Here is a 21,878-nt window from a genome sequence, read left to right as displayed (position 1 = left end):
GTCAACATGCTCGGCACCGATCACGTCGGCCGGCAGGGGTAGCCCGTTGCGCACCACGTCGTCCTTGATGGCGTTGCCGGAGGTGAGCTCGTGGACGTCGGCGTGGATGTGGTGCAGTTCGGCCAGTACGGCGGCCAGGTCCTGGGCGTACTCCACGGCGGTCGGCGGCGGAGTGGTGATCGGGGAGGCGGGTCCACATCTGCACTCGCACCCGCACGCGAGGGTGTCGTCCCGCTCCGGGGGCGTGTTCACGCCGCGACCTCCTGCCAGGACGAGGGGCGGCCCCGGCCGGAAGTGATGGCGAACCACGGCCGGGGCTCCTGGTAGGCCGGGCGCCGCTCTTCGGTGCCGGGGATGTCCGGCGACATGGTGGGCCTCCGCTGGACCGTGGTGGTGACGCGCCTGTCCGGTAGCGCGATGAGCGTGCGCTGGACCATGGGCGTGGCGGGCTCGCGAGGGTTCGGATTGATGTCCGGCGGCAAGGGCGCCCGTTGGGCGGGCGGTTCCGCGGGGTGCGGGTGTCGTGTCTGGTGCTTCGCGCTCTGGGGTGAAGGTTCGGGGGCGCGGGCCGTGATCAGGGCTCGCCGCCGGGTGAGTGGATCCCGGGCGAGTGCCAGGCGGGCCGCGCGATCCTCGCGAGGCTCGACCGGCCGATGCGGACGGCCTGCGCCGGGCATCGCCGGGCGGCGCGTGTCCGTACGACCGGGGGGCCGGGTGCGGGCCGATGGAGTCTCACGCTCGGCCTGGCGGGGCGCGGGCACGACCGCGGCGAGTTGCGCGGTGACCTCGTGGATGGGCTCGAAGGTCGGCAGGGCCTGGCCCAGACCGACCCTGCGGCGCATGTCGAGGCGCTCGGCCATCAGCTCACCGGACGGCTGCGCGTACTCGTGGTCGGCGGCCTGGCCGGGGCAACCGTGCGCGTACGGCGCATGCCCACAGACGGCACACCCCATCGGCAACGGCGGTCTTTCAACGAAACAGCCGCAATCGCTCGCCATGGTCCGATCCAGGAGCGGGGGATTAGGGTTATGCATTGGGTCAGGACTCCTTCCCTGATTGAGGACTCGTCCCGGTGTCGGCTACCGGTAGCAGGTCCGCCATTCCACGGGGCTCGTTGTCACGTCGATGTAATAGTGGGATCGACCAAACGAGATATCCAAGAGGTTCGTTGGGGGATGACGTATATCCCCCAACGTCCCCCAACCTTGGAGTACGGCATGCCGCGTACGCCCCAACCGGTTAATCCAGCCGATTCCCCGTGGCACTTGCTCGGTGCCACCATGCGCCAATGGCGGGATAATGCCCATTTGTCGCAGCGTGACCTCGCCGAAATAGTCCACGTGGACCACACGATGATCTCTGCGTGGGAACGGGCTGCATCACGGCCGGACGCCGCCAGTGTCCGGGCAATTGATATGGCATTAGGGGCTAATGGACAGCTTGTGGCGCTCCACGCCCTCATTGCGGAAATCGACCGGTTCCGGGGAAGTAAGCTTGATACAAAGCCCTCAGTACATAACGAGGATGATGTGGAGCGTCGTACTCTTCTCCAATTCCTGACGATGATGGGTGCCGGGGTCGCCATTCCCGCTTCCGCCGTAGATGCTCTGCACGCGGGCCTGGGGCGGATCACGGGTCAGGCGGACGAGAACAGCGTGACGGACTGGGAGCAGATCGCCTGGGATTACGCACAGGGCGTGTGGACCGACCCGCCGGGTTCCAGGATCGCTGACCTGGCAGGTGACATCCGCGACCTGGAACAAGCCCTGACGCACTCCCAGCCCCTGACCGACCGGGCCACGTTGCTGCGCGTCTACGCTCACCTGGCCGCGTTCATGGCATTCGACCTGGCCGAAAACTCCAGCCCTCGCGCGTGCTGGCGGTCATGGCGTGCGGCACGCTTGGCCGCCGACGCCTCCGGCGACCTCGATCTGCGGGTCTGGGTCCGTGCCGGCGAAGCCTCCCAATCGTTCTACCTACGTCGCCTTGGACCCGCTGCAGACACCCTGATCGAGGAGGCCGTACATCTTGCCGATGGCCGCCCATGCCTCGGCTTGGCCGAAGCGCTGAAAACCCGTAGCCGCATCCTCGCCACGGATGCACGGACAGACCTCGCTCACGAGGTCCTCAACGATTTCAGGGGTGTCTACGAACGTCTTCCCGCCCTCGTGACCAGCGACCACGTCTCCGTGTGGGGCATGCCTCCGGAGGGAGTCCAGTACGCCGAGGCTTTCGCGCTCACCATGCTGGGGGATGGCAAGGCGGCAATGCCCCTGTTGGAGCGGGCTCTTGCAGCGTGCCCGCACGAGAAGGCCGGGGGAAGAGCCAATATCGGCCTCCTCCAGGCATGGGGACTGGTCCAAGATCGAGATGTGACCGAAGGACTCGGTCATGCTCTCGACATCACGGCATCTCTTCCCGTCACAGCCGCCCGGCGCAAGATCGTGCGAGAGATCGTGACCGCACTGCCCGAGGGAGCTCGGAGTTTGCCCGCCGCCCGCGAACTACACGCGCTGACGGCAGGAGATCGGTCAGCCTGACCACCGCAATTGCCCTCACACATCCTCGACCAACGTCCGACTGGCAGGGGCCGCCTCCCCTCGCATCAACTAAGGAATTCCCTCGCCGTGCGACCGTCTGGGCAAACACCTCGTCTGGCAGACATCCTTTCTCGGTTCAACTGACTGCAACTGAGGCGATGCGGGGCTCGGTCGATGAGCTCGTGGCGGTGTGGGACGGTGAGCCGTCTGTGGACAAAGGTGGGATGGCGGGCGTCGTAGCAGAAGCTCGGCGGCGCGGTGTGCGGGTGACCGTGATCTGGCCGGAGGGGGCCGCCAGAGGATGAAACGCGTCCCGCCGGTCGGCTCTCGGCAACCCCAGCACCGGCCCTCCGGGGTCGGTGAGGATCGCAACCATCGGGGGTCTTCCTGTGTCGCACCGCCCAGGGACACGCGCCCGATATGGTGGCGGACCATGTCGCCGTTAGCTCGTACCTTGCAGATTCTCCTGATGGTCTCCGGCTTTGCGGTACTCGGCTACGCCGCCCTCTGGGACATGGACGACGCCACCGGGTGGCAATGTCGGGCCACGAAAATCGGGAAGGAACCGGTGCAGATCTGCGACACCGAGGACGGCGTGCATACCCCGATCCTCCTCGGCATGGGCGGGCTCGCTCTCGAGATCGCGAGCGTCTCCGTTGCGGTGGGGGCCCGTAGCCGGGACTCGGTCCGGGCCTCGCCGCCTGCCGTTCCGGTCTCCTTCTCCCCGGCGCCCTTCGGTTCGGGGCAGCCACCCCATGCGCCCGCTGCCCCGCCCACCAGTCCGTGGCCGACTCAGATGCCCCCGCAGGCTCAACCCGGGCAGCGCTGAGAACTCCTGACGGAAGTCGGCTCCTCGTCGTGTGGTGCTGTCGGGCGTTGTGGTTAGGCGCCGCCGGCAGATGAGTGCGCATCCCAGGATGAGGAAGGCTTCGCGGCTGCCGCGCAGGTGGGCAACTGGACGCTCGACCTCATCCCGCCCGGCTTGATCTGGAACCCCACGGTCAACTGATCAAGGTACGGGGGCCGGGCCGCCGTTCCCGGGTGCCCACTGCGTCGCCGTTTAAGGAATGGCCGCGTACGGTCGATGCTCGGTAGGGTGCCGATCATGGCTTGTCGCATTTCCGAACTGATAATCCCCTGCCAGGATCCGCAACGGCTGGCGGCGTTCTGGTGCGAGGTGCTGGGCTTCATCGTGCTCGACACCGAGGACGACGGCGCGGTGGAGATCGGACCACGGGAAGGGTTCGGCGGATTGCAGCCGACTCTGATCTTCAGCCCCACTACCGAGCCCAAGGTGGGCAGGCTGCGACTGCACTTCGACGTCAACGCCACCGACCGCGATCAGAGCGCCGAACTCGAACGCCTCCTGAAGCTCGGGGCGCGCCCGGCCGACGTCGGCCAGACCGGCGAGGAGCCCTGGCACGTCCTGGTCGACCCCGAAGACAATGAATTCTGCCTTCTGCGAGCCCGCCTGAGCTGAGCATCGGCAAACGACCCCTATGTGAGGACTTCGCGCGCATGACGCCGCCTGCTCTTTAGACCTGACACTTCCCTGCGCATCGGTCGCCGACGACGCCGTCGGCTCTGTTCTCCGTGCTCTTCGTCAGGTCTTCAGAGAGATCATGTCTTCACATCCTCATATCGTGCTGCCCTGGGCGGTGCGGCGCACCCGCCTGCCTCTGCTCGCCCTCCGGTGCGTGGCCTGCCCTTCCGGCCACGCCACCATCGGCAACGGCAGATTCCGCGTCAACGCCAACGGCAAACTTCTCGACGTCTGGCTCCTGGTCAACTGCGTTTCCTGTGACAGGACCGGCAAGCTCACCGTCCACGATCGCGTCCCGGTCCGCTCACTGCCCGCCGGCCTGCTGGCCGGCTACTCGGCCAACTCGCCCGCCCTTGTCGTGGACACCCTTCTCGACCCGTTGATCGCCCGGCGCAACCGGTTCGCGCTCGACTGGGACGGGTGCTGGGAACTCCACGCACCTCCCGTTCCCGAGGGTCCGTGGCCCCTTCAGATCACGGTCACCTTCGACGATCCCGTGCCGGTCCGTCCCGAGCGGCTCATCGCCGATGGGTTGGGCATCGGCCGCGATGAGATCGCGCACAGAGTCAAGATCGATATCCCGCTGAACCGCAGGACGAAACTGGACTTCTCATTCGTCCTGGTGTGGCCGGTTCAATAGGCCCGGGTATCGGCGCGATGCCCTCCGCCGAGGCGGAACACGGCACAGCCGTGTTCCGCCTCGGTCAGGCCCCGCGAAGGCGCCCCCTACCCGCTGCTCGGCCCGGCGCTGACCCGTCCCATCAGGCCCGAGGTCATCGAGAACGACCACGACCTGATGACGAAGTACGCGACCGCGCCCCGGCGGGGCACCGCCGCCACCGCTGATCGGTACGTTCGCCTTGGCGATGATGTCGCCGCCCGCATCACCGCCGAAAACGATCCGCGCGCTGAATCACAGCAGGTCAGCGCGCACGGCCCCGCTGCTTTGGGGTCGGGAGTCGTGGCCGGTGTCAGTCGGCCCGCAGGAGGGTGGGCAACTCGGTGGTTTCGAGGATGTGGGCCCGTGAGGGAAAGACCTGACGGAGCAGGACGTCGTGCGCTTCGGGGGCAGGGTCGGCGACGCCGTCGGCCAGGACGTAGAGCCGGTAGTCGCGGTCGGCCGCGTCGAGGACGGTGGACAGGACGACGCCGCTGGTACTGATGCCCGCGATGATCAGAGTGGTGATGCCGCGTTCGCGCAGCCGCTGATCGAGGTCGGTGGTGGACAGGCCTCCGTGACGGATCTTGCGCACGATGATGTCTCCGTCCTGGGGAGCGAGACGTTCGTGGACGGCGGTGTCAGGGTCTGCGTGGTGCATGAGACGGTGCTGGGCGATCGGTGCGAAAGACCTGTTGGTGGGCGGGATCGCAGCCCAGTCGGCCTCGGTGAAGCCGACCCGGACATAGGCGACGGTGCCGCCCTTGGCGCGAACGTCGGCGATCACCTTTTCCATGCGTCCCAGCAGGGCTTCACCGTCGCTTTCGGGGAGCAGCGCGAGGAGCGCGGGCTGATAGTCCATGACGAGCAGGGCGGTGTGTGCGGGGGTGATGCTCATGCGAGTGTTCGCCTTTCCAGTGGCGTGCGGTCGTGTCGGGGGAGGAGGAGCGGGGTCGCCAGCAGGAGGAGACCGGCGATCGCGATCGCGATGCGGGGGCCGGTGAGGCCGGCCAGCAGGCCCCACAGTCCGGTCATGGCCGCGACGGTGGCTTTACTGGTGATCGACCAGGCGGACAGCGTGCGGACGATCCGATCCGACGGGAGCTGTTCGAGCCGGTAGGTGGCGAACACCGGGTTGAACACGCCCATGCAGGTGATCAGCCCGAGTTCGATGGCGATGACGAGGAAGAGCCCGGCGGGGCCGGGGCCGATGAAGGCCAATCCAAGTGGCCAGCACGCGCGCAGCGTCCCGACGGTGAGCATGACCCTGTGCTGTCCGAACCGGGTGAGGAGCGGGCGGGCCAGTCGCGAGCCGATGAGGCCGCCGACGCAGGGGACGCCGAAGGCGAGGCCGTACTGCCAGGGGGCGAACCCGAGGTCACCGAGCATGAGGACGGCGAGCAGCGGCGAGGCTGCCATGATCAGGCCGCTGACCAGGACCGTGTTGAAGAACAACGGGCGCAGCGCCGGGCTGGCGAGGATGTACCGCCATCCCTCCAGCAGGTCGCCGGCTCCGGGCCGGGGCGGTGCGGCGGTTCGCGCGGGACGTGGCTCCCGCCCGCCGATGGCGCGGATCCCCACGGCCGAGAGGAGGAAGCTGACCGCGTTGGCCGCCACGCTCGTCACCGGGCCCACCAGCCCGATCGCGGCGGTACCGAGCGGCGGCCCGAGCGCGGTGGCGGTCCAGGTCGTGGCCTCGAACCGCCCGTTCGCGACGAGCAGGTCCTCGGGCCGGACGAGCGCCTTCAGACATGCTCCGCTCGCGGCGGTGAAGGCGATGTCGGCCGCGCCGACAACGACCGCCACAACCAGGAGTTGAGCGAAGCTCAGCCGGCCGATCATGTAGGCGGCGGGAACGCTCATCAGTGCCGCGAACCGGATCAGGTCCATCGCGATCATCACCGGCCGTTTGGGCCGGAACTCCACCCACGGCCCGAGCGGCACCGCGACCACCGCTCCGACCGCCAGCCCCGCGGCGGCCAGCACCGACACCTCGGCAGGCCCCGCGTCCAGAGCGAGAATCGCGATCAGGGCGAACGCGTCGAACGCGAACCGTGTGCCGAACGTGCTGACCGCGTACGCGGCCCAGAACCACCTGAACTGCCGCCCCAGCGACCTTCCCAACGCGCACCTGCCATCTCCAGGAAACAACCATCCATTGATTCGGGAGATCAAAACGCGCAGCGAGTAAGCAGGTCAAACAACCGTCCGACCGAAGTCACACAACCGAAAGTTGTGCACTAAGGTCAGTCGACGTGGATCTCGATGCTGTGCGCACGTTCGTCGCCGTCGTGGACACCGGCCAGTTCCAGGAGGCCGCCGCCGAGCTGGCGGTCACCCAGCAGGCCGTCTCCAAGCGCATCGCCGGGCTGGAGAAGGACCTCGCCGTGCGGCTGTTCACCCGCACCGCGCGCGGGGCCCGGCTCACCATCGACGGGCAGGCGTTCCTGCCCCACGCGCGCGAGCTGCTGCGCGTCGCCGAGCGCGCGGTCGCGTCCGTGCTTCCCGGCAGCCGTCCACTGCGCGTCGACGTGATCGCCTCGCGCAGCGCGGTCTCGGGCCTGATGCGCGGCTTCCACCGCGCGCACCCCGAGATCGAGCTCGACGTGGTGATGCTGTTCGACATCGAGACGACCGTCGCCGCCATCCGGTCCGGTGCGATCGACGCGTCCTTCCGCGCCGTCGCCGTGCCCGGCCGGCCCCTTCCCGAGGACATCGAGTCCGTCTGGGCGCTCGACGAGGTGCTCCAGCTTCTCACCGGGCCCGCCCACGCGCTGGCCGGTGCCCGGTCGGTGACCGTCGCTCAGCTCGCCGGGCACCGGATCTGGATGCCCGGCATCGTCCCCGGAACCGAGTGGGCCGCCTACTACGACGATCTCGTCGCCGAGTTCGGCCTCACCATCGAGGCGACCGGCCCCAACTTCGGCTCCGACGCGCTCCTCGACACCATCGCCGACACCCCGGCCCTGGCCACTTTCATGGGTGAGCAGACCCGCCTGATCTGGCCCGCCGGCTATGGCCTGCGCCGCATCCCGGTGACCGACCCGACGCCCGTCTACCCGCACTCGCTCCTGTGGCGCCGCGACAACCCCCACCCGGGGCTGGCCACCCTCCGCGCCTATCTCGCCGCCGCGGCGACCGGCCACGACACCGCCGGGACCTGGGCGCCGGACTGGGTGATTCGGCGCTGAACGCCGCCACGCCTGCGGTCGTCGTGGCCGGATCGACCGACGGTGGCTCGGGGCAGGCATGGCCGTCGGGACTGTCCGCCCGGGTACTGGCGCTGGGAGCCCCTACCAAAATGCTTGATTCATCCTTATGCGTCGCGTGCCCGCAGCAGCAGCCCGCCGCCCAGGAGCGCCGCGGTGGTCCACGCGGCCAGTACGCTCAGGCCGCCCCATGGGGTGAGGGGCAGGCTGGACAGATGGGTGGTTGCCTGGATGGTGAGCCCGGCGTTCATCGGTGAGATCCGCCACAGGAGCTTGGCGACGTCCGGGTCGGGGACCATGAGGATGATGGCGGGGAAGAGGTAGAGCAGACCGAGGACGACGCCGATGGCGGCCGCGGAGTCCCGTACGGCGGTGGCGATGCCGAGGCTGAACAGGGCGATCAGCGCGAGGTAGAGGACCGAGCCGAGGGCGGCGCGCAGCATCGGCTCGCCGGTGAGGGCCGGCAGCTCGGGGGTGAAGCCGTTGTCGAGCAGGATGCGCCGCCCGGCCAGCGCGGATGCGAGCACGGCGACGCTCCCCGCGGCCACCGTCAGCCCGGTGAGGATGACGGCCTTGGCGGCCAGGACGGTGATCCGTCCCGGCATCGCCGCCAGGGTGGTGTGGATCATGCCGGTGCCGAACTCGCCGCTGATCGCCAGTACGGCCAGGATGGCGACGACCGCCTGGCCTGCTTGGATCCCGAAAAGGCTGATCTTGCCGGGGTCGTGGCCGCAGTCGGCCGAGGTGCAGGACACGACGGCGGCTGCCGCGGCGCTGACGGCGACGGTCAGCATGACGAGGGTGAGCAGAAGCCGGCCGGTGCCCGGCAGCGTGCGGAGTTTCGTCCATTCCGCGTGCAGGTGCTGTGTCATGCGTCCCTCCGGCGTAGCCGGACGACGGCCAGGCCGAGGGCGAGCGCGGCGTAGCCGGCCGGCACGGCGAAGCCGGCCCACGGCGCCAGCGGGTAGAAGCCGGCGATCGGCGCGTAGTGACCGAGCACGTGGGCGTACTCGGGGATGCTCTGCTGGATCGCGAAGCCGGCGGCCGGGGTGACGCGTAGCAGCCATCGCGCCGCGGTGTCGGGCAGGACGGAGGTGGTGGCGAGAACGTGTGGGACCACGATCAGCACGACGGCGGTGATGACGGCTCCGACGCTGCGCCGGAACAGGGCGCCGAGGGCGAGGGCGAGCACGGCGGCGACGGCGAGCAGTGCCGCCGTGCCGACGACGACCCGTACCTCGGTGAGCCAGGACACCGGAAGGATGAGGTTGCCGTTGGCGCGCAGGAGCCGGGTACCGAACGTCAGCGTGATCGCGCTGGCGGCGAGTCCGGCGACGAAGGTGACCGTGGCGATCGTGAAGGCTTTGGCCGCCAGCATCCGGCCGCGGCGCGGGACGGCGAGCAGCGTGGTGCGGATGAGCCCGCGCCGGTATTCGGCGGTGACGAACATCACCGCCACCACGATCACCACGATCAGCCCGGCCGGCACGCCCGTGAGGGTGCGCTCGACGGTCTGACCCTCGATGGACGGCGCGATGTCGCCGACTCCGGTGACGCTGAACGTGCCGCCGGATTCGCCGGCGCGGCCCGGATGGTGGGACGACCCGTCGGGCGCTTTCGTGACGCCTATGTCGTCGTTGCGCCACGCGTCGCCGGACGTCTCGCCCTCCAGGTCGACCCGGTCGAAGACGGCTGTGGTCTCGGTGAAGCGCGCTGCCGAGATGGATCCGCCGAGATCTCCCTGCGTCACCGTCAGATCGCCGGGGGAGGCGGCGAAGAGCCCGATCTCGACCGTGGCCGGCAGCCCGGACAGGCGGGCGGTGCCGACCTCGGCCCAGTCGGTGCCGTCGGTGGACTCGTACCCGGTGAGGGTGTCACCGGAGCGGGTCAGCCGCAGCCAGCGCGGGGAGTCCTTCGACACGCCGCCCGGACGACCGGCCACATCGTGGGTGAAGTCGTGCTGCATCCGCACCCCGTGCGCACCGGTGATCATCATCGCCGCGTAGGCCGAACCCTGCCTGGTGCTCTGTTTGACCATGACTCCGGCCTTCGCCCACGGCACGAGCCCGGGAACGACGTTCCGAACCCCGGGGGTGACGTCGGGCTTGCGGATCTGGCCGGTCATGGAGGTCACCTGGGCGGTGATGCTGCCGTTGCCGGCCAGCGTCCGGTGCACGAAGTAGAACTTGTCCTCCACGGCTTCGCCGCCCGGCCCTACGGGAGCCGCGGGACAGACGGCCTCGGTGGGACCGTTGTCGCACGAGGCATGGCTGCCTGAGGCGGACGACAGGCCGAGCAGCACGATGACCAGCGCTCCCGCGGTCATGGCGATCACCCAGCCACGTACCGTCCTGAACTTGGTCCACTCGGCGCGCAGCAGCCGGGCCGGGCCGCCCGGTCCGGAGCGGTTCACGGTGACGGTCATCGCGTCGCCCCCCGGAATTCGACCGCGTCCCTGGTGAGGTCCAGGTATGCCTCCTCCAGCGTCGCGCGGTGGGCGGCCACTTCGGAGAACGGCACCGCGTCGGCGTTGAGTAGTGCCACGACGCGCTCGGCCGGCAGCCCCGAGACGATGAGCGTGTCGTGTTCGATGACGGTCACGGTGGCGCCGACGGGTGCCAGCGCCGACATCGCGTGCTCCGGTGCCGTCGTGCGCAGCGTGACCCGGCCCTTGGAGGTGTCGGCGATCAGGCCGGCCACGCCGGTGTCGGCGACGACCCGGCCGCGGCCTACCACCACGAGATGGTCGGCGGTGTCTTGCAGCTCGCTCATCAGGTGGCTGGAGACCAGCACGGCGCGTCCTTCGGCGGCCAGCGAGCGCAGGAAGCCGCGGATCCACACGATGCCTTCGGGGTCGAGCCCGTTGACCGGCTCGTCCAGCATGAGCACCGGCGGGTCGCCGAGCAGCGCCGCGGCGATCCCCAGCCGCTGACGCATGCCCAGCGAGAAGCCGCCCGCCTTGCGCCGGGCCACCGAGGTCAGCCCGACCTGCTCAAGCACCTCATCCACCCGCCCGGCACCCAGCCCTTGGGAGTGGGCCAGCCACAGCAGATGGTTGCGCGCGCTGCGGCTTGGCTGCAGCGCGGCGGCGTCCAGCAGCGCGCCGATGTGGCGCAGGGGGGTGCGCAGGCTCCTGTACGGCCGCCCGCCGATCAGTGCGCTGCCCTTCTCAACCGCGTCCAGGCCGAGGATCACCCGCATGGTGGTGGACTTTCCCGCGCCGTTGGGCCCGACGAACCCGGTGACCTGTCCCGGCTTCACGGTGAAGGACATGCCGTCCAGCGCCACGGTCGGCCCGAACCGTTTGCGCAGCCCGGTGACTTCGATGGTTGCTTGCATGCCTTCGGTTGTACGGATGCGGCCCTGACAGGGGCCGAACGGAGGCTGTCACATCGCTGTTAGGTCCGGCACGGCATCCTGGAGACCTGCGTGGAACGGGAGGGGACCATTCTGAGGATGCCGCGACGCCTGGCGCTGCCGACCCGTACCGTACGGTGGCGCTTCACCGCCTTGTACGGAGGCATGTTCCTCGCGTCCGCCGTCGGGCTGCTGGTCATCACCAACCTCATCGGCCTGAGCGGGACGCGGATCAGCGAGACCGCGCCCCTGGGGAACCTGCCGACCCGGCCCACGCCCGCGGCCGCCCAGGACCTCGTCGCCCGGCTCCAGGCCCAGCTGTCGGAGACGCAGACGGCCCAATCGGGCCGGCTTCTCGTCGGCTCGGCGGTCGCGCTCGCCGTCATGGCCGTGCTCTCGGTCGTGCTGGGCCGCATCGTCGCGGGCCGGGTGCTGCGCCCACTGCGGACGATCACCGCGGCCACGCGGCGGATCTCCGCCGACAACCTGCACGAGCGGCTGGCCGTGCCGGGTCCCGCCGACGAGGTGAAGGACCTCGCCGACACCATCGACGGGCTGCTGGAACGGCTGGAGGGCTCCTTCGCCGCGCAGCGCCGGTTCGTCGCCAACGCCTCCCACGAGCTGCGCACCCCGCTGGCGACCATGCGGGCATCGCTGGACGTGGCCATCGCCAAGCCGGAGCCCGTACCGGCGCAGACGATCGCCCTCGCCGACCGGATCCGCACCGAACTGGACCAGGTCGACCGGTTGCTGGAAGGCTTCCTCATGCTCGCCCGCACCCAGCACGGCGCCCTGTCCGACCGTGCGACGATCTCGCTCGGCCGCGTGGTGTCCGCCGCCCTGGACGCCCGGGCCGCCGGCATCACGGACAAGAGCCTGACCGTCCACCACGGCGACGTCCACGACAGTGCCTGGACACGGGGAAGCCGGACGCTCCTGTCCCGGATGGTCGACAACGTGATCGACAACGCGGTCGCCCACAACCACGACGGCGGCTGGATCCGGGTCGCCGCCACGGCCGAAGGCGCGACGGCGCGGCTCGTCGTGGAGACGGGCGGGCGAGTTCTCGACCAGGAGCAGCTCGCGCGGCTGGCCCAGCCGTTCCAGCGGCTCGGCGCGGACCGGACCGGCTCCGACAACGGCTCCGGGCTCGGACTGTCGATCGTCGCCGCCGTCGCCACGGCCCACGGTGGCAGCCTGGACCTGCGTGCCCGGCCCGAGGGCGGCCTCCAGGTCGCCATCGCCCTGCCTCTGGCGGACGTGCAGGCAGGTGTCCCGGCGTGAGGGTGCTGGTGGTCGAGGACGCGCGTTCCCTGGCGGCCGTCCTGGCCGAGGGGCTACGCGACCAGGGCATGGCCGTGGACGTGGCGCATGACGGCCTGGAGGCCGCGGCCAAACTCGACCTCAACGCCTACGACGTGGTCGTCCTTGATCGCGACCTGCCGGGAATCCACGGTGACATCCTCTGCCAGATGATCACCGAACGCGATGACCGCGCCATGGTCCTCATGCTGACCGCGGCCGGCTCACCCGGCGACCGGGTCAGCGGCCTGACCCTGGGGGCCGACGACTACCTCGCCAAGCCCTTCCACTTCCCCGAACTGGTCGTACGCATCCGTTCCCTGGCCCGCCGCCAACCCTTCGCCCGCGCCCGCACCCTGCGCGCCGCAGGCATCGAGCTCGACCCCCTGTGCCGCACGGCCACCCGCGACGGCCGTCAACTCGACCTGTCGGTCAAGGAATTCGCCCTCCTCGAAGCCCTGCTACGCGCCGCCCCCGCCTTCCTCAGCACCGAGGACCTGCTCGAACAGGTCTGGGACGAACACGCCGACCCGTTCACCAACACCGTCACCGTCACCGTCGGCCGCCTACGCCGCAAACTCGGCAACCCTCCGATCATCACCACCACACCCGGCGTCGGCTACCGAATCACCGGCGACTTCCACGGAATCGCGATGTAGGGCATGAACGAGGGGGCGGTGAGGATCGCAGCCGATCAGGGCTTCGAGTCATCGTGTACCCGTACGGTGAAACCGCCCGGAGACAGGTGCAGGCCCTCGACCTGCTGTTCCTCGTCGCCGTGGTTGATGGCGAAGAGCCAGTCGCCGCGTCGGACGAGCTCCACGGGGGCGGGGGACAGGCCCAGCAGGCGGGCGTAGGCGGCGTCGGTCAGGCGGGTGGAGATGTAGAGGGCCGTGCCGGAGCCGTACGGGTGGCGGGTGATGGCGGGTCGGCCGAGGAGGGGGGTGCCCAGGGTGTGCGGGCCGGTGTAGACGGCCAGTGCCTCGGCGCCCTCCAGGTGCACGTGCTCGCTCCAGAAGGTGCCGGTTCCGGGGTGGGACCGCGTGGGGGTTTCGGCCTCGGTGGGTACGGGGTCGGCCGGGTGCGGGCCGGGTCCGTTCGGGGGCGGGGCGGAGAGGGTGAGGGCGATGTCCGGGGGGAGGGGGTGGAACTCCTCGACTCTGATGCCGAGGAGGTCGCGGAGGGCGCCGGGGTAGCCGCCGAGGCGGACGCGGGCGTGTTCGTCGGCGATGCCGCTGAGGTAGGAGACCACCAGGGTGCCGCCGCCCGCGACGTAGCGGCGCAGGTTGTCGGCGTCGGCGTCACAGATGAGGTAGAGGCTCGGGACGAGCACCAGCGGGTACGCCGACAGGTCGGCGGAGGGGTGGAGGAGGTCGGCGGTGACGCCGTGCCGGTAGAGCACCCGGTGCGCCTGGCGTACGGCCTCGGTGTGGTTCAGCTCGGTGGAGGGCAGACCGGGAGCCTGGAGTGCCCAGTTCGCCTCGACGTCCCAGAGGATCGCGGCCCCGGCCTCGACGGGGGCCGCGCAGGCGTCCTCCAGCGTGGGCAGCAGCGCGCCCAGGTCGCAGATCTCGCGGAAGATCCGCGAGTCGGGTCCGGCGTGCGGCACCATGCCCGCGTGCCAGAGTTCGGCGCCGCCCCGGGAGGCCCGCCACTGGAAGAACATCGCCCCCCGCGAGCCCCGCGCGATGTGCGACAGGCTCAGCCTGGTGATCTCCCCGGGCCGCTTGGCGAGCATCCGGGGGCCGGTGTAGGTGACCACGGCCTGCTCCATCAGCAGCCAGGGCTTCCCGGTGGCCGGGTGATGTGCCGGGTCGCCGGCCGAGTTGTGCGTCGGATCGGTTGAGCCGTGCGCTGGATCCGAGGCTGAGCCGTGCGCCAGATCGGCGGCTGAGCCATGTGTCGGACCGGCCGAGCTACGCGTCGGGCCGGCTGAGCCGTACGTCGGAGCCGAGGCCCAGCCGCGGGCCAGGTCGGCGGCGAAGGCGGTCTCCGCGGGTGGGTCGGCGGACGGGTAGTGGTCGATCGCCACCAGGTCGACCTCGGCCGCCCAGTGCCGCTGGTTCACCGGAACCCAGTCGCCGAGCACGAAGTTCGTGGTGACCGGGACATCCGGGGTGAGCTCGCGCAGCACCGCCTTCTGCTCACGGAAGTGGTCGAGCATCGCGTCGGAGACGAACCTCCGGAAGTCCAGGACCTGGGAGGGGTTGGGCAGGTACTGGGTGGCGCGGGGCGGGGTGATCTGCTCCCAGGCGGAGTAGTGCTGGCTCCAGAACGAGGTGGTCCAGACGTCGTTCAGCACCTCCAGGGTGCCGTGCCGCGCCTTTAGCCAGGTCCTGAAGGCGTCGGTGGCGTGGTCGCAGTGGCAGGCGGTGCCGTACTCGTTGTGCACGTGCCACATGGCCAGCGCCGGGTGGTCGCGGTAGCGCTCGGCGAGCGTACGGGCGATCCCGGCGCAGGCGGCGCGGTAGGCGGGGGAGTGCACGCAGTAGGTGTCGCGGCTGCCGTGGGTGAGCCGGGTGCCGTTGGGGGTGACGGTGAGGGCGTCGGGGTGGGCGAGGCCGAACCAGGGGGGAGGGGAGGCGGTCGGGGTGGCCAGGTTGACCCCGATCCCGCCGCCGTGCAGCAGGTCGAGGACGCGGTCGAGCCAGCCGAAGTCGTGGACGCCGGGTGCGGGCTCCAGCCGCGCCCAGGAGAACACCCCGACGCTGACCAGGTTGACCCCGGCCCGCCGCATCAGCGCGACGTCCTCCTCCCAGACCTCCTCCGGCCACTGCTCCGGGTTGTAGTCCCCGCCGTAAAACAGCCCGCCGGGAAGATCCACCGACTACTCCTTTATTCGGATGGTATCTAAACTAATTATCCACAGGTAGGGAGCCTGACTCAAGCCAGATGGTTCCTGGCCATTCGATGGGCCATGTCGGCAGTCCGCACGCCGCCCACTGAGCCGTGTCCGTCTCCAGTGCTGTGACCGCGGGGATCACTGGGGCACTGCGGTTCCGAGAACTGCGGATTCTTCCCGCAGGCTTCGAGTGGTGCCCCGGACGGTCGGCGGCCGTCGCCCCCGGCTGGTAGCGGTAAGCGGTGGCGCGGGAGACGTCGTGGCCGAAGGCGGCCCGGCCGGTGCGGTCATGAAACCAGCGCAACCCCATCACCGCCTGCTCAAAACAGGTCAGACCCCGAGAACCCAGGTGCCGATAGGGGGTCACCGTCCGCGCGTCGTTAACAACGGCGTCCTGTAGACGCCGCTTCAGGCGGCCGGACCTGTAACGGCCGCTCTCGGACATAGATGCGCCTCCGCTCGGTCTTCGGACCGGGCAGGGGCTTCTTCGTGTTGTACGGCCGCTTCAGCCCTTGCAGTTGAAGCTCTGCCGAGCTCTGTTCTTGATCGGAACACGCGTTTCACAGACTGCCGGTCGCCCTCCCGGCTACGTTCACCGTCATGACGATGGATGAGTCCCTGGCCGTCCCCATCGATCCGTACGCGGCGTCACTGCCCCGCAAGTGGATGGGGGCGAGCGTCCTGCTGCGCAATGCGGCTGGCGAAGTGCTGCTCGCTTGGCCGTTAGCAGGTGGGGGGTCGGCCCGCGAGGGTGAGCCGGGCCACCGTGGACCAGCGCATGGGCGTTCGGCTGCCGTGGCCTCCGCGTAGTCCCTCGGCGAGTCCGGCAAGGGAGGCACGGAGTGCCGCACGGTCTCGGAAGCGCCATAGGCTCACCAGAGCCCAGGTGGCGAGGTTGAGAGGGATCAGAGGGGCGGGCAGGTTACGGCGGGCCAGCCATACCCGGTTGCGGGCGTTGAACCGGTAGAAGGCAGCGTGGCGGGATGGGTTGGTCGCCGGGTGGTGGACGATGACCTCGGGCGCGTAATGACCGATGCAGCCGTGGTCCCACAGCCGCCAGGCCAGGTCGACTCCCTCGTGGAAGAGGAAGAAGTGGCCGGGCCAGCCGCCGACAGCCTCGAACGCATCACGGCGGACCATGACGACGCCCTCGGCCATGACGGTCACGGTGCCGCCGCGGTCGGGGTGGGAGGCCCGCAGGCGGGGCACCCAACGCCGTAGGGTGAGGCCGGTTCTCGGGTCGGCGATGCGGGGCTGGGCGAAGGCGCGGCGCGGGTCGCGGGTGAACTCCGCTGCGAGCCGGGCCAGCACGGTGGGGTCGGGGAGCACGGCGTCGTTGTCGAAGAAGAAGATCAAGTCGCCTTTGACGTTGGCGGCGCCGACGTTGCGCCCCTCGGGGATGCCTACGTTCGTCGGCAGGGCGACGGTACGCACGTTGTCGGGCACCTGGGCCGGTACGCAGCCGTTGCCGATCACCACCACGTCCAGTTCGACGCCGACTTGAGACAGCAGGGAGGCCATGGCGACGGGGAACTCGTCGGGACGGTCGTTCATGGTCAGGACCACGACGCCGACCGTTGGGCGCGGGATGGTGTTCACGGGTCGTTCCTTTGCTGCCTCAGGCACGCTGACGACGTCATGGACATGTGATGCCGTGTGCTACTCACCCTGTCGTCACGCTGCGGACGGCCTACCTTATTGGGCGATGGCTGGGCGTGGGTGCCGGATCGGGTGGTGTGTCGGCATCCGATCCGGCACCCGCTGTCGTCAGCGTCCCCACAGTGCGCGGACAGCAGTGATAACTCGCTCGACATGTTGGTCGGGCATCGCCTGATAGCAGGGCAGCGATAGCTGCCGCGCGGCGGCGGTCTCGGTGACCGGCAGCGGCCGGTCGGCGGTCCCGATGTAGACCTGCAAGGTGTGCACAGGACGGAAGTGCTGACTCGTCGAGATCTTGTGCTCGGTGCGCAGGCGTTCGGCAGCTTGGTCGCGTGTCAGCGGCGAGCTGCTCGGATCGATGACGATCGAGTAGAGGAACCAGCCGTGCTCGACTCCGGGCAGGACGATCGGCGTGGCCAGGCCGGGCAAATCGGCCAGGGCCAGAGTGTAGGCGGCGGCGATCTCAGCGCGGCGAGCGGTGAACGCAGGTAACTTCGCGAACTGGTGGACGCCGATGGCCGCTGTGACATCCGGCATCACATACTTCAGGCCGGGCACGATCACCTCGTAGTCGGCGGTGCTCTGGCTGCCGTGCCGCTGCCATACCGAGGAGTCGATGCCGTGCCGGCCCAGCAGGCGAGCCCGCTGGACGAGCTCGCCCCGGCCGGCCAGCACTTTGTTGGCATAGAAGCTGAAGACCGTGAGGTCGCCGACGCTGCCGGCGCGCTGCCCGTCGCGGCTGGCATGCAGGGCATGGGCGGCGTCCTCGTAATCGTTGGCCAGCTTACGGAACGCGCGCAGGTCGCAGGGGTGGCCGCCGTAGTGCATGACCACGATTGCCTTCGTGCGGTCGGTGATGGCGGCCTTGGCAGCCTCCGGGTCGATGTTGAAGGTGACCGGTTCGACGTCGACGAAGACCGGGCGGGCGCCGACCTGCATCAGCGCATTCGGGGCGGCACAGAAGGTGAGGCTCGGAGTAATAACCTCGACGACCTCGGCGATCTCCTCCTTCCCGATCGACGGGCGGTTCCACGGTAAGAGCGGCGGGGGCGTCTCAGCGGACTGGATCACGGCGTGCTCCACTCGGCGGACTCGTACTCAGTGTGCAGGCGCTCGCATGCGGCGGACCGCACCGCGCTGATGTGTCCGGCGCTGCGGGAGGCCATCAAGCCCTTGTAGTTGTCGTACTCGGGCAGGTCCGGGTCGGCCACTTCCTTGGTGGCCACCGCCTGCGCGATGTCGCGCACGCCGTCGCGCAGCCGGGTGCAGCACGTGTCTGGGAATGCGGCCGCGAGCCGGGCGAAGGACGTCCGGTAGTCCCGAGCGTCCGCCTCGTCTCGCTCCGGACCGCGGTGAATCTGCGAGCCGGGCACCGCCGCCTCCACGGTCTCGGCGATCTCCGTGATAGTGAAGTTCTCGCGGTCGGAGCCCACGTTGAAGATCCGTTGCCTCTCAGGAGTGTTGAGGGTGGCGGCGAGGACCTCGGCCACGTCAGCGATATGCACCAGTGGGCCTACGCCCAGATGCTGTGCACCTGCGCCTACAACGCCGCACAAGCAGGAGAGCGAGACCGCGCCCTAGAAATGATCAAACAAGCCGCCCATGTCACCACCCGGCTTCCCACGCGGACGATTGCCGGCCAGCCCTTCAGTATCGGCCCCGCGCACGTAAGCCTGTACGAGATCGGCGTGCACTGGTCCCTAGGCGACGCTGGAGCGGCCCTGCGCGCCGGGCGCGACGTGCATCCCGGCCAACTATCCACCCCTGAACGGCGCGGACGCCTGTACACCGACCTGGCACGAGCGTGGTGGCAATGGGGCAAACCCGAACAGACTGTGACGGCCCTGTTGAACGCCTGCCGACAATCGGCCGACGAAGTCCGCGCTCGGCCTACCATCCGCGCGATGGCGGTGACCTTGATCAACCAACATTCTCGGGTGGCTGGTGTGCAGACGCTGGCCGTCGCTATCGGCTATCGGCGCTGACCTGTGCGGCCCTCGCGTCCCGTTGAGTGGGGGCGAGGGTACAGCTGACATCCGGTTGCCAGCCGTACGGTCAGAGCCCGGTCATGCCGCGCAACCTGTGATCCGCCACGGCCTCAGTGATCTGGCCATACCGGTCATGTATGCCTTCATTGGTCATCCTTCGGCTTCTGCGATTTCCGCTTCCCGTGCTTCCCGCTGCCCCGTGTTACTCCGACCTGGATGACCACTTGGCCGTCCACGATCGCCTCGACGCCGCGGATGCGCGCCGGCTCGGTGATGTTTACCACCGCGGGCGGCTTGTCCTGCGCCATGTCTCCTCCTGTCTGAGCGCCACAGCGGCACTCCGGGTGTCCGTGGCCGGAGAGGCGCGGGGCGATGGGTGGTCGAGGGTGTGGCCGCGGCCGGCCCACAGCAGGGCGAGGCATTGACGTTTGTTGGTTTGGACGTAAAACTAATTCCGCTACAGGATGCCGAGCGCTGGAGTTCCCATGCCTTACCGTCCCCCTCTGGTCGCGCACGAGTACTTCGTCGCCGATCCGCCGGAGCTGCCCGTCCGGTCGCGCGGCGAGGAGGGCCTGTCGGCGCTGATCTCGGCGGAACCGGTCGCCTCGGACGCGGCCGGGGTGATCCTGAAGGCGGTGACCTCCGCCGAGGAGACGCTGCTGGTCCAGGTGAGCGTGGCGGGCGAGGGGGTGATCCGGGTCCGGCTCGGCCAGGACGTGGACGCGCGGACCCGGTCGGCCGCCGCGATCTCCATGGTCACGCCGGGCGAGTTCGCCGGGGCGCGGGTGGAGAGTCGCGACGGGACGATCCTGCTGGACGCGGGCTCGCTCCGCGCGGAGATCACCCTGGCGCCCTGGCACCTGAGGTTCACCGACGCGAGCGGGGCGCCCCTGCTGGAGCAGGACCGGGGGCACACCGACATCAGCGGCAGGTTGCGCACGCTGCCGTTCGGCCGCTCCAGTTCGAACGGCGCGGTGGTCGGCTACCACGAGAGCTTCGCCGCCCCCGCCGACGAGGCGTTCAGCGGGTTCGGCGAGTCGTTCACCCGGCTGGACAAGCGCGGCCAGCGGCCGGTCATGTGGAACTTCGACGCGTTCGGCGCCGAGTCGCAGCGGGCGTACAAGAACATCCCGTTCTACCTGTCCAGCAGGGGTTACGGCGTGCTGGTGGACAGCGGGACGCCGGTCGAGTTCGACGTCTGCCAGTCCACGCACAGCTGCGTGCAGATCGTGGTCCCGGACGACCTGATCGACTACTACGTGATCGCCGGGCCCACCCCGCCCGAGGTGCTCGGCCGGTACGACCTGCTGACCTGCGCGCCGCTGCTCCCGCCGAAGTGGGCGTTCGGCACCTGGATCTCCTCGGGGTTCTTCGTCGACACCCAGGAGCGGGTGATGGCCAGGGCGCGGAAGATCCGCGAGCGCGGCATCCCGTGCGACGTGCTGCACCTGGACACCTACTGGCAGACCGACGGGCACTGGTCGGATCTGCGCTGGGACGCGGGCGGCTTCCCCGACCCCACCGGCATGCTGGCCGAGCTGAAGGAGATGGGGTTCAAGGTCTGCCTGTGGATGAACCCGTACATCTCCCATCTCAGCCCGGCCTTCCCGGCAGCGGCCGAGAGCGGATATTTCCTGAAAAAGCCTGATGGCGAGGTCTATGTGGCCGACTGCTGGCATGGCTCCTACCCGGCCTGCGGCATCGTCGACTTCACCAACCCGGCCGCCACCGAGTGGTTCCAGGGACTGCTCCGCCCGCTGCTCGAACAGGGCGTCCAGGTCTTCAAGACCGACTTCGCCGAGGGGGTGCCGCACGACGCGGTCGCGGCCAACGGCATGTCGGGCACCGACCTGCACAACGTCTACACACTGCTCTTCAACGACGCGGTCTCCGAGGTGACCCGCGAGATCGCCGGGCACGGCATGGTCTGGGCGCGCTCGTCGTTCCTCGGCGGGCAGCGGCACTCGGCGCAGTGGAGCGGCGACACCTACACCAGCTACCCGGCGATGGGCAGCACGCTCCGCGGCGGGCTGGCGCACGGCCTGTCCGGCATCCCGTTCTGGAGCCACGACGCGGGCGGGTTCACCGGCCGTCCCACCGACGACCTGTACGTCAGGTGGACCCAGTTCGGCGCGTTCTCCCCGCTGCTGCGCCTGCACGGCACCACCAGCCGGGAGCCGTGGGAGTTCCCCGAGGTGGAGGCGGAGGCGCGCGAGGCGCTGCGGCTGCGCTACCGGCTGATGCCGTACGTCTACACGGCGGCCGTCGAGGCCGCCGCGACCGGGGCGCCGATGATGCGGGCGCTCTGCGTCGACTATCCCGATGACCCGGTGGCCTGGCAGGCGGACCTGGAGTACCTGCTCGGCCGCGACCTGCTGGTGGCGCCGATGACCTCGCCAGAGCAGGTCAGGAGGGTCTACCTGCCGGCCGGGCGGTGGGTGGACCACTGGAGTGGCGAGGTGCTGGACGGCGGCAGGTACGTCACGGTCGCCACGCCGCTGGACCGCATCCCGCTGTTCGTCAGGCACGGCGCGATCATCCCCGTCCTCGCCGAACCCGGCGTCGCCGTCGGGGACGGGCCGTTCGGGGAGATCACCCTGGTCGCCTACGGCGTGGGCGAGAGCAGCACCACGATCTCCGACCACGACGGGGACACCACGATCACCGCGATCCCCGAGGGCGAGGGCCTGCGGGTGACCGTCTCGGGGAGCGCGCGGATCGCGGGCGTCGAGCTGGTGGGGGCCAGCGTCCCGATCGACATCACCACCATCTAGGAGAAG

The 21,878-nt window shown here is 69.6% G+C and carries 21 protein-coding genes; 9 read left to right on the top strand and 12 right to left on the bottom strand.

Going from position 1 to position 21,878, the window contains the following annotated elements; genetic code table 11:
- A partial coding sequence (locus IG98_RS0107945; RefSeq protein ID WP_030907778.1) for a hypothetical protein occupies positions 1–252 on the bottom strand: 252 nt, incomplete at its 3' end.
- Positions 249–998, bottom strand: coding sequence for a hypothetical protein (locus IG98_RS51840; RefSeq protein ID WP_169750088.1), 750 nt, complete (start codon positions 996–998; stop codon positions 249–251). The genes IG98_RS51840 and IG98_RS0107945, both read right to left, overlap by 4 nt.
- Here IG98_RS51840 and IG98_RS48425 point away from each other — a divergent pair.
- The 4 genes from IG98_RS48425 to IG98_RS0107920 all read left to right on the top strand — a co-directional run bounded on the left by IG98_RS48425 (position 930) and on the right by IG98_RS0107920 (position 4,723).
- Positions 930–2,540 (top strand): helix-turn-helix domain-containing protein, encoded by a 1,611-nt coding sequence (locus tag IG98_RS48425; RefSeq protein WP_342666798.1) that lies wholly within the window; start codon positions 930–932, stop codon positions 2,538–2,540. The genes IG98_RS51840 and IG98_RS48425 overlap by 69 nt on opposite strands.
- Before the next feature lie 454 nt (positions 2,541–2,994).
- Positions 2,995–3,369 carry a hypothetical protein gene (locus tag IG98_RS0107930; protein WP_157594200.1) on the top strand — a complete coding sequence of 125 codons (375 nt, stop codon included), beginning with the start codon at positions 2,995–2,997 and terminating at the stop codon, positions 3,367–3,369.
- A 276-nt stretch (positions 3,370–3,645) separates the two neighbouring features.
- Positions 3,646–4,020 carry a VOC family protein gene (locus IG98_RS0107925; protein WP_030907767.1) on the top strand — a complete coding sequence of 125 codons (375 nt, stop codon included), beginning with the start codon at positions 3,646–3,648 and terminating at the stop codon, positions 4,018–4,020.
- Positions 4,021–4,183: 163 nt separating this feature from the next.
- Positions 4,184–4,723 carry a DUF1062 domain-containing protein gene (locus IG98_RS0107920; RefSeq protein WP_030907764.1) on the top strand — a complete coding sequence of 180 codons (540 nt, stop codon included), beginning with the start codon at positions 4,184–4,186 and terminating at the stop codon, positions 4,721–4,723.
- Between the two features lie 331 nt (positions 4,724–5,054).
- Here IG98_RS0107920 and IG98_RS0107910 read toward each other — a convergent pair whose 3' ends face one another.
- The gene (locus IG98_RS0107910; protein ID WP_030907761.1) at positions 5,055–5,639 is read right to left on the bottom strand and encodes a cysteine hydrolase family protein; all 585 of its coding nucleotides are present in this window, start codon (positions 5,637–5,639) and stop codon (positions 5,055–5,057) included.
- The gene (locus IG98_RS0107905) at positions 5,636–6,865 is read right to left on the bottom strand and encodes an MFS transporter (protein WP_030907758.1); all 1,230 of its coding nucleotides are present in this window, start codon (positions 6,863–6,865) and stop codon (positions 5,636–5,638) included. Before IG98_RS0107905 ends, IG98_RS0107910 begins: the two co-directional genes overlap by 4 nt.
- A 131-nt stretch (positions 6,866–6,996) precedes the next feature.
- Here IG98_RS0107905 and IG98_RS0107900 point away from each other — a divergent pair, with 131 nt between their 5' ends.
- Complete coding sequence (locus IG98_RS0107900) at positions 6,997–7,932, top strand: LysR family transcriptional regulator (protein WP_030907755.1); 936 nt, start codon at positions 6,997–6,999, stop codon at positions 7,930–7,932.
- A gap of 125 nt (positions 7,933–8,057) precedes the next feature.
- Here IG98_RS0107900 and IG98_RS0107895 read toward each other — a convergent pair whose 3' ends face one another.
- The 3 genes from IG98_RS0107895 to IG98_RS0107885 are packed head-to-tail and all read right to left on the bottom strand — an operon-like array spanning position 8,058 to position 11,289.
- Positions 8,058–8,822: an ABC-2 transporter permease gene (locus IG98_RS0107895; RefSeq protein ID WP_030907752.1), complete on the bottom strand. Its 765-nt coding sequence runs from the start codon at positions 8,820–8,822 to the stop codon at positions 8,058–8,060.
- The gene (locus IG98_RS0107890) at positions 8,819–10,375 is read right to left on the bottom strand and encodes a DUF1349 domain-containing protein (RefSeq protein ID WP_030907749.1); all 1,557 of its coding nucleotides are present in this window, start codon (positions 10,373–10,375) and stop codon (positions 8,819–8,821) included. Before IG98_RS0107890 ends, IG98_RS0107895 begins: the two co-directional genes overlap by 4 nt.
- Positions 10,372–11,289 (bottom strand): ATP-binding cassette domain-containing protein, encoded by a 918-nt coding sequence (locus tag IG98_RS0107885; protein WP_030907746.1) that lies wholly within the window; start codon positions 11,287–11,289, stop codon positions 10,372–10,374. The genes IG98_RS0107890 and IG98_RS0107885 overlap by 4 nt, the downstream gene beginning before the upstream one ends.
- A gap of 117 nt (positions 11,290–11,406) precedes the next feature.
- On the opposite strand from IG98_RS0107885, the gene IG98_RS0107880 reads away from it, so the two are divergent.
- On the top strand, positions 11,407–12,591 hold the full coding sequence (locus tag IG98_RS0107880; protein WP_030907744.1) for a sensor histidine kinase: 1,185 nt from the start codon (positions 11,407–11,409) through the stop codon (positions 12,589–12,591).
- Positions 12,588–13,268: a response regulator transcription factor gene (locus tag IG98_RS0107875; protein ID WP_211263892.1), complete on the top strand. Its 681-nt coding sequence runs from the start codon at positions 12,588–12,590 to the stop codon at positions 13,266–13,268. Before IG98_RS0107880 ends, IG98_RS0107875 begins: the two co-directional genes overlap by 4 nt.
- Before the next feature lie 35 nt (positions 13,269–13,303).
- On the opposite strand, the gene IG98_RS53165 is transcribed toward IG98_RS0107875, so the two are convergent.
- From IG98_RS53165 to IG98_RS0107855, 4 genes are all read right to left on the bottom strand, one after another.
- Positions 13,304–15,433 carry a beta-galactosidase gene (locus IG98_RS53165; RefSeq protein ID WP_037969511.1) on the bottom strand — a complete coding sequence of 710 codons (2,130 nt, stop codon included), beginning with the start codon at positions 15,431–15,433 and terminating at the stop codon, positions 13,304–13,306.
- Positions 15,434–16,174: 741 nt separating this feature from the next.
- Positions 16,175–17,050: a glycosyltransferase family 2 protein gene (locus tag IG98_RS0107865; protein WP_030907728.1), complete on the bottom strand. Its 876-nt coding sequence runs from the start codon at positions 17,048–17,050 to the stop codon at positions 16,175–16,177.
- 168 nt (positions 17,051–17,218) lie between these two features.
- On the bottom strand, positions 17,219–18,181 hold the full coding sequence (locus tag IG98_RS0107860) for a DegT/DnrJ/EryC1/StrS family aminotransferase (RefSeq protein WP_084195203.1): 963 nt from the start codon (positions 18,179–18,181) through the stop codon (positions 17,219–17,221).
- Complete coding sequence (locus IG98_RS0107855) at positions 18,178–18,615, bottom strand: NAD-dependent epimerase/dehydratase family protein (protein ID WP_157594199.1); 438 nt, start codon at positions 18,613–18,615, stop codon at positions 18,178–18,180. The genes IG98_RS0107860 and IG98_RS0107855 overlap by 4 nt, the downstream gene beginning before the upstream one ends.
- On the opposite strand from IG98_RS0107855, the gene IG98_RS0107850 reads away from it, so the two are divergent.
- Positions 18,610–19,095: a hypothetical protein gene (locus IG98_RS0107850; RefSeq protein WP_051751736.1), complete on the top strand. Its 486-nt coding sequence runs from the start codon at positions 18,610–18,612 to the stop codon at positions 19,093–19,095. The genes IG98_RS0107855 and IG98_RS0107850 overlap by 6 nt on opposite strands.
- A gap of 146 nt (positions 19,096–19,241) precedes the next feature.
- Here IG98_RS0107850 and IG98_RS50190 read toward each other — a convergent pair whose 3' ends face one another.
- Entirely contained in the window at positions 19,242–19,406 is a 165-nt protein-coding gene (locus IG98_RS50190; protein ID WP_157594198.1) for a hypothetical protein, read from the bottom strand.
- Positions 19,407–19,583: 177 nt separating this feature from the next.
- Here IG98_RS50190 and IG98_RS0107840 point away from each other — a divergent pair, with 177 nt between their 5' ends.
- Positions 19,584–21,872: a TIM-barrel domain-containing protein gene (locus IG98_RS0107840; protein WP_030907719.1), complete on the top strand. Its 2,289-nt coding sequence runs from the start codon at positions 19,584–19,586 to the stop codon at positions 21,870–21,872.
- The last annotated feature ends 6 nt before the right edge of the window (positions 21,873–21,878 follow it).

Origin of the sequence: Streptosporangium amethystogenes (assembly GCF_000721075.1) — a bacterium.
Classification (GTDB): domain Bacteria; phylum Actinomycetota; class Actinomycetes; order Streptosporangiales; family Streptosporangiaceae; genus Streptosporangium; species Streptosporangium amethystogenes.
The sequence above is the reverse complement of the archived record's forward strand: the minus strand, read 5'-3'. Positions and strand labels throughout refer to the sequence as shown.

Coding starts and splice junctions, on each gene's coding strand:
- IG98_RS48425 (WP_342666798.1), top strand. CDS start 930: ATGCCCACAGACGGCACACCCCATCGGCAACGGCGGTCTTTCAACGAA.
- IG98_RS51840 (WP_169750088.1), bottom strand. CDS start 998: ATGGCGAGCGATTGCGGCTGTTTCGTTGAAAGACCGCCGTTGCCGATG.
- IG98_RS0107925 (WP_030907767.1), top strand. CDS start 3,646: ATGGCTTGTCGCATTTCCGAACTGATAATCCCCTGCCAGGATCCGCAA.
- IG98_RS0107910 (WP_030907761.1), bottom strand. CDS start 5,639: ATGAGCATCACCCCCGCACACACCGCCCTGCTCGTCATGGACTATCAG.
- IG98_RS0107895 (WP_030907752.1), bottom strand. CDS start 8,822: ATGACACAGCACCTGCACGCGGAATGGACGAAACTCCGCACGCTGCCG.
- IG98_RS0107890 (WP_030907749.1), bottom strand. CDS start 10,375: ATGACCGTCACCGTGAACCGCTCCGGACCGGGCGGCCCGGCCCGGCTG.
- IG98_RS0107885 (WP_030907746.1), bottom strand. CDS start 11,289: ATGCAAGCAACCATCGAAGTCACCGGGCTGCGCAAACGGTTCGGGCCG.
- IG98_RS0107880 (WP_030907744.1), top strand. CDS start 11,407: ATGCCGCGACGCCTGGCGCTGCCGACCCGTACCGTACGGTGGCGCTTC.
- IG98_RS0107850 (WP_051751736.1), top strand. CDS start 18,610: ATGCACCAGTGGGCCTACGCCCAGATGCTGTGCACCTGCGCCTACAAC.
- IG98_RS50190 (WP_157594198.1), bottom strand. CDS start 19,406: ATGGCGCAGGACAAGCCGCCCGCGGTGGTAAACATCACCGAGCCGGCG.
- IG98_RS0107840 (WP_030907719.1), top strand. CDS start 19,584: ATGCCTTACCGTCCCCCTCTGGTCGCGCACGAGTACTTCGTCGCCGAT.